Source organism: Vibrio sp. 10N.261.51.F11 (genome assembly GCF_041471665.1).
Lineage (GTDB): Bacteria > Pseudomonadota > Gammaproteobacteria > Enterobacterales > Vibrionaceae > Vibrio > Vibrio crassostreae_C.
In genome coordinates this window covers 1-6,061 of the sequence record NZ_JBFROW010000116.1, presented here as the reverse complement: position 1 = coordinate 6,061, position 6,061 = coordinate 1, and the positions used below count along the sequence as shown (strand labels likewise).

Below are 6,061 nucleotides of genomic sequence, written 5' to 3'. Positions count from 1 at the left end.
CAAAGTGCGATCCCGCCCTGATATCGGGGGAGAGTATTGACCATATATCTACAGGCTTATTACTGAAAACTAATGTGCCTGATGAATATTATTTATGTATAACACCAAGTTGTAATACTGTGCCGAACCAAAATACGGGGAAAGTAGCTCAGCGAATGAAACCTCACCGTCCAATGCGCTTTTTAAAACTGATAGAAAAAAACCTCAAAAAGAGTCTATCAAATGCGCATGACTCTGATACCATTTTTGTAACTAACGATGGGAAAAGAATAGCATTAAGTGTTTATGAAGATGGTAAGGCACCGACAATTGAACAGGTAGTTGTGCCTAAACATAATAATGAGCCTCTTGATGTAACTGATGGAAAATTTGTTCAATTCAATGATATTGATCAAGATGGAAATTTGGTTGTAGTAAACAAAAAGGTTTATCCAATAGCTAAGTTAAGAGCCGTTTACGCATCTCGTTATCAGAACTTACAATTGCAACACGAAGCACGTATTGGTGTCGATTATATCAGTGCGGACTTCCGTTAATATGTAAATAAGCCACGTTAATTCGTGGCTTATTTTATTATACCCTGAACTTAGATAGGATAGTCGTTAACCTTGGTATGAAGGGATTGCTCGCATAACTTCTTTGGCAAGGACTTTGATGACGGCTTCTGCTTTGTTTTGTTTCTCTGACAGGGTTTGATCGCAGTTAAAAGTTGTCGTAGGAACCTCAGATTCACCCTCACTCAGATCTTCTAACGCCATCGTATCCTTGCAGTATTCAGTGAGTTGAACAACCCATAGATATTTTGGTGACTTTTCTTTAATGTCTTGTTTAGTCAAAAATTCAGCTTTGATACATAAATTAATGACTAGCATTTCTACTGTTGTATTTATGCATTGTTCAAGCTTGACAGCTAATGCAATTGGGGACTGATTTGGCATGGTTTTTAATTAAAGATAGTAAATTAATTTGCTGTAGTAAATGAGCAAGAAGTATTAAGTAATGGTGTATGAGACGGTGTGATATTTTGGGTAATACTCATAATTTTTCTAAGAAAATAGAGAGAAAAAATCTCTAAAGGGTAGTTAAGAAGGGGATCCCTTCTTGCCAGTGGAAAATCGAAAGCGAAGCGGATTGTCCTATCTGGAACCGCAAAAAATCTTTGATATTTGTGAGCGGTTGTTTACAAGAGCTGGAAGAAAATTCTATTGTTTTAAAAAAACAATCCCATGATTAAAAATTTCACATTAATAAGTCAACCGGTTAGGCTGCAAGGCGATGGAGTGATAATGCGTGAGCGTTACCTATTGAGCGAAAGCCATGCTAACCACAAGTATAGTGATGCGCTTATATCGCTAATCGGCAGTGCTGAAACGTCCCATCGTATTGCACTAGCAGGGGAGCAATTTAGGCTTGAGCAACAACTTAAGCGTAAAGGTGGACGCCCACTTTCTAGCTATGCAATGGAATACTGCCTGACTTTACCTAAAGGCTATCGACCTTCTGTTGAGCAGTGGCACTCCATTACCAGCGATTGCTGCATTAAGCTGGCTAAATACTGCAAGTTGACAAAAACAGAGTTCGTTCAGTATCGCGAGCAGATTCGCGCTGTATTACACCAACAAAATCAAGAAGGCCAAAAAGGCAGTGGTGACCATGTGCACCTAATTATTGGTAAGGCCGTAGGTAACCGTGTTTTAAAAGAACTTCAAAAAAAGGGAGCAACAAAACTCCTAAAACAAGCCTTTAACTACTCAGTGTTGAAACATGTGGGGCTAGACCACAAAAGTTATGAGCCAGTTGAGGTAAAAAAAGGTCGCAGGTTGTCAACATGGCAATATCAATATGATAAAGCGAATCAAGCACTAAAAACTGAGCAATTGATTAAGAAAATGCAAGGTCAGTTTGATAAATGGCTGGAAGCAATAGAAGAACAAAATAGTAGACAACGGAATCGACAAAAAAATCGTCTAACTAAAACCATTGATTCGTTGGAGGCGTATTTGTTGTCCGAGAAACAAGATGAGCAAATCCAGCGAATTAAAAATAAATTATTATGAGGTTAGGTTTGGATATTCCCCATAATGGCTTACGCTGGTTAACATTTTGAAACAGTATCATATGTATGCATCGTGGATTTATACATGTGTACGCATTATATTTATTTCCGTCTAAAAATTCACACTGACCCAAGGCGATCGCATAAGTTGAACTAATGTTAAGTGTCACGTTTGTTAACCAATGAATGCGTTTGTAATATTCACATATTCTAAAAAACAGGGATTAACACGAGTTACTACTTGACGTATTAACAAAAAAGTGATTTTGCAAATCACTTATGCAGTTGCCCTGACACTGAATCTATGTTTACTTTTTCAAGGTTAAAAATTTATGCAAAGCTTTCCCATAGAGGCAGAAAAAAGACTGTCATGTATTCCTATCCTCGGGGCTGTGAGTGACTGGTTGAGTTTTACTTTCACTAATGGTCGCGGAAGCCTTTTATTTGGTTTGATTATGATGGGGTTTTGTGGGTCTCATTACGGTTTATATCTCGCTATTTTTTCAAACCCACTTAGCTTTTATCCTATTGAGGTTTTGGCTTTAGTCGCGCTCACCTGTGCTATTGGTTTAATACTGAAATACAGTTCGTCGACGGTTAAGACTACTTTATCCTCAAACACATATTCGTTCGACTACGGTTCAATTTTATACACTGGTACGTTTTGTTTACTGGCTGCTTTCTACTTATTTACAATTCATAATAATATTGTCTCCTATTACGGTGACTGGGATGCAGCTCTCTATACCTCTTATACTAAGCATCATGTGATTAGCACAGCGAATGATGTCTTAGCTATCTTTTTAGTCAGTTACTACTGTCTACTTAAGCCAGTTCTCACCTCACTTTTCTTTATTTATGTTGCTAAATATGGGACTAAGGCTTCAACTCTTAAAGAGGCACAGAGTATTGAAACCTCTCAAGGCAATATTACTATTGACTGGGAAGATATACGCCGTAATAAACTTGAGACTTTCTCTGGTAATCGACGCAAAGTGCTTTCGGGTAAAATTCGCCTTGATAGTACAAAGTGTTGTGATGATGAAATCGCTGAACAGTTTTTGTGGGATTTTTTACAATTAAACCCGAAGACAGACATGATTGCGATCTCGCTACCGAGTTCTGATGTCCTTGGTCTAGCGGAAAGCTATGTTGTTCATTGTACAAAGGCTGCGCTCAGATTTGGCTTCCGAGCAGAGCGAATCGACTTTATTGGAAGTCAATATATTGGAACCAAGGATGCGCAACGTCTATCTAATGAAATAAAGCAGCAGTTTTTTGAAGAGCTTGCAGAGACAGAGCAAGCTATGGATGAATATGAAAAAGATAAACAGAAACGGACAGAGCAGCTTGATAACATGATCGGTCTTCACAGCGTAAAAGAGGAAGTTCGTCGTCTTAACGCGATGCTGACTTATAACCAACAACGCAAAGCTGAAGGGTTAGAGGAAATTGACCAAGGTGCTTATCACATGGTCTTTACTGGTAACCCAGGAACAGGTAAAACCGTAGTTGCTCGCTTGATTGCCCAGATGCTGGCAGATAAAGGGGTGATCCGAAACAACAAGGTTATTGAAGTAACTAGAAGCGATCTGGTTGCAAAATATATAGGCCAAACCGCTCCGAAGGTCCGAGAAGTGGTAGATCAAGCTATGGGGGGCGTGTTATTCATAGATGAAGCTTACACATTAAGCAATGGCGGTAAGAATGACTTTGGTCAAGAGGCCATTGATGAGCTGCTAAAGTTGATGGAGGATCGTCGGGGTGAATTTGTGGTGATCACTGCTGGATACCAACAACAGATGGATAGCTTTTTGCAATCTAATGATGGCTTGAAACGCCGATTCTCCCGCTTTATTCAATTCGAGGATTTCTCAGATCAAGAGCTATTAGATATTTTGATCTCAATGGCAACCAAAACTGGTGACATTATTGAAGCTCAGTTGTTACAGGCTCTGCCGACATTGCTCTCCGCTTGGAGGAAAAACTATGGTGTAGGTTTTGGTAATGCAGGGGCTGTTCGTCAGTTACTTGAAGCTATGCAAAAGTCACGTCCATTGCGCCTCATTGAGGATAATGTTGAGATGAAAGGGAGTGCTCTTGTTACTCTTACACAGAAAGATTGGGATAAGGCTGTGGAATTGACCAGTTTTAGTTAATCCGTTTGCCAAAATATGAAGGTTAAGAAGAGCTTTTTAGGGCTTTTCTTAACCTAATTCTTAAATGAAACAAGCATCATTTTTCACACTAAAGCCAAAAGGGGTACTACTTTAAGCTTGTGCTCGTCGCCAGTGTTTTGTATGCGCACGATTTTTTCGTTCGATATATTTAACCAACTCATCAAAGCTTACTAACCATGGCTACTTTTGAGAGTTATTTAAACGTATTGTTGGGAATGGTAATAAACATCGGCTTGCTTTCCGTTTAGCTGTATTAGGTTCTAAGCCTAGCAGTGATTGAGCAACATCAGTGACTGGTATGAAGGCTTGATTGTTAAATTGCTGAGCAAGGAGAGTTCGGGTTGTTGGTTCGTCTTTTAATATTTTAATTGTCATATTAGTCTTCTTGTAAATTACATTGTCCCCAATGAATGCCTTCTATTTCTTGCTTTCTTAATAGTATATCCATACCAATAGTACCTGCTTTTCTAAAACCAAGAGAGTACCAAGTTTTAATTGGATCATAAGGACTAACTTGAACTGTTTGAATTTCTAAACCACAGCCTTCAATGCAACGTCTTAGATATCCCTTATTTATATTTTGTTTACTGAATGCAGCAAATAAAACTATGTTGAAGCTAATATACCTATTGTTGATAATATAACCCCACTTATCGACTATAACGCCACCGTCAATACCCTCAAGATAAACCAAATGCAGGTTATCTCGTTCAGTTGGGAAAAATGACTCATCGAAACCTTTGGTTTCTTCATTGTAGATCTGAACAATCCGTTTGGCTCTTTCATCAAAATCTAAATGGTTGCCCGTGATGACTGTAATTTTATTTTTCATATAAATACCTTTTTGAAATTCTAATGGCTCTTTATTTAGGGGATTAAGGTAGATCTTGACTCCACTGTTCAACCTTGTCTTGCCATGTACAGTTAGAACATTTTGCTTCATTGCAAGGAATATCTTCACCGCAACTACAGTTAGTCAGGCCATCACAGCTTGCTGTGCCACATCGAGAGCATCGGTATTCATCTTCATGACTGTCGTACATTTTATTTCCTTAATTGTTTCGGGTGTCTAAATTGTGTTTATAGTTAGTGACAAGTGACGCACTTATATAAGTGCGTCACTTGTCACTAACGATTAAGTTGTAAACTTTAAAGTGATCGTGTCATTGCCACTGGCTCGAACATTTTTTTGCTCAATGGTGATTAGGTTATCTTCGAGTAGACCATCAAGCGTGCGCTTGAATCTTTTGTTAGTAGTGTTTTGGGGTTCAGTTTCGCTATACGGATAGCAAGCTTCACGTAACTCGTTGCGTGAACAATGTCCATTAAAAGAATCACGAAGTGCTTTGATTACAGGATGCAGGGCGCGATTAGCGCTGCTTTTAACTACTGCATTAGTATGCCTAGCCAGTGATGTTACTGCTTCGTTATCTTCGCAAAGCAGACCTAAATCAACAGTGTTAAATTCAAACTCTAGCTCAGGAGCTTCCTCGGCATCTTTCTGTTTTTTATTAATAAATGTAGTTAGTTTACTTTTTCCAGCGCGTTTAACTTGAAATTCGAAATCACATGCACCGAGTAACACGCTACTACCACGAGAGCCTTTAGATTCGTCTTTACCACTGTGGTGAATGCAGATAACACTGGTGTTCGCTTTTTGACGAATTTCGTCACAGCTACGAATAAATGTATTCATGGAGTCTGCACAGTTTTCACTTCCAGTAAAGCAGCGAGAAAGAGTTTCAAATACAACAAGATTTACTTTTACTTGCTCACTGGTTTCAATTTGTTTTATTGCTTCTAACAAGGGCTTTGTTGCGTAATT

Annotated in this window: 7 protein-coding genes and 1 pseudogene; 3 read left to right on the top strand and 5 right to left on the bottom strand. The window is 38.7% G+C overall.

The window, feature by feature from the left end:
- Positions 1–536 (top strand): annotated as a pseudogene (locus AB4351_RS22135) (hypothetical protein); the annotation flags it as partial.
- A gap of 66 nt (positions 537–602) precedes the next feature.
- Here the strand turns inward: AB4351_RS22135 and AB4351_RS22130 are convergent.
- The gene (locus tag AB4351_RS22130) at positions 603–938 is read right to left on the bottom strand and encodes a hypothetical protein (RefSeq protein ID WP_133151097.1); all 336 of its coding nucleotides are present in this window, start codon (positions 936–938) and stop codon (positions 603–605) included.
- A 348-nt stretch (positions 939–1,286) separates the two neighbouring features.
- Here AB4351_RS22130 and AB4351_RS22125 point away from each other — a divergent pair, with 348 nt between their 5' ends.
- Positions 1,287–2,057 carry a hypothetical protein gene (locus tag AB4351_RS22125; protein ID WP_372127198.1) on the top strand — a complete coding sequence of 257 codons (771 nt, stop codon included), beginning with the start codon at positions 1,287–1,289 and terminating at the stop codon, positions 2,055–2,057.
- Positions 2,058–2,388: 331 nt separating this feature from the next.
- On the top strand, positions 2,389–4,215 hold the full coding sequence (locus tag AB4351_RS22120; RefSeq protein ID WP_372127197.1) for an AAA family ATPase: 1,827 nt from the start codon (positions 2,389–2,391) through the stop codon (positions 4,213–4,215).
- A 201-nt stretch (positions 4,216–4,416) separates the two neighbouring features.
- Here the strand turns inward: AB4351_RS22120 and AB4351_RS22115 are convergent, their stop codons facing one another.
- The 4 genes from AB4351_RS22115 to AB4351_RS22100 all read right to left on the bottom strand — a co-directional run.
- On the bottom strand, positions 4,417–4,611 hold the full coding sequence (locus tag AB4351_RS22115; protein ID WP_372127196.1) for a pyocin activator PrtN family protein: 195 nt from the start codon (positions 4,609–4,611) through the stop codon (positions 4,417–4,419).
- A 1-nt stretch (position 4,612) separates the two neighbouring features.
- The gene (locus tag AB4351_RS22110) at positions 4,613–5,068 is read right to left on the bottom strand and encodes a hypothetical protein (protein ID WP_372127195.1); all 456 of its coding nucleotides are present in this window, start codon (positions 5,066–5,068) and stop codon (positions 4,613–4,615) included.
- Between the two features lie 43 nt (positions 5,069–5,111).
- Positions 5,112–5,279 (bottom strand): hypothetical protein, encoded by a 168-nt coding sequence (locus tag AB4351_RS22105; RefSeq protein WP_372127194.1) that lies wholly within the window; start codon positions 5,277–5,279, stop codon positions 5,112–5,114.
- Between the two features lie 92 nt (positions 5,280–5,371).
- Positions 5,372–6,061 (bottom strand): AAA family ATPase (locus tag AB4351_RS22100; RefSeq protein WP_372127193.1); only part of this gene is annotated, 690 nt, incomplete at its 5' end.

Bases quoted from the DNA above. Each gene is read 5' to 3' on its own strand.
- AB4351_RS22110 (WP_372127195.1), bottom strand. From the start codon at position 5,068: ATGAAAAATAAAATTACAGTCATCACGGGCAACCATTTAGATTTTGAT.
- AB4351_RS22105 (WP_372127194.1), bottom strand. From the start codon at position 5,279: ATGTACGACAGTCATGAAGATGAATACCGATGCTCTCGATGTGGCACA.
- AB4351_RS22130 (WP_133151097.1), bottom strand. From the start codon at position 938: ATGCCAAATCAGTCCCCAATTGCATTAGCTGTCAAGCTTGAACAATGC.
- AB4351_RS22125 (WP_372127198.1), top strand. From the start codon at position 1,287: ATGCGTGAGCGTTACCTATTGAGCGAAAGCCATGCTAACCACAAGTAT.
- AB4351_RS22120 (WP_372127197.1), top strand. From the start codon at position 2,389: ATGCAAAGCTTTCCCATAGAGGCAGAAAAAAGACTGTCATGTATTCCT.
- AB4351_RS22115 (WP_372127196.1), bottom strand. From the start codon at position 4,611: ATGACAATTAAAATATTAAAAGACGAACCAACAACCCGAACTCTCCTT.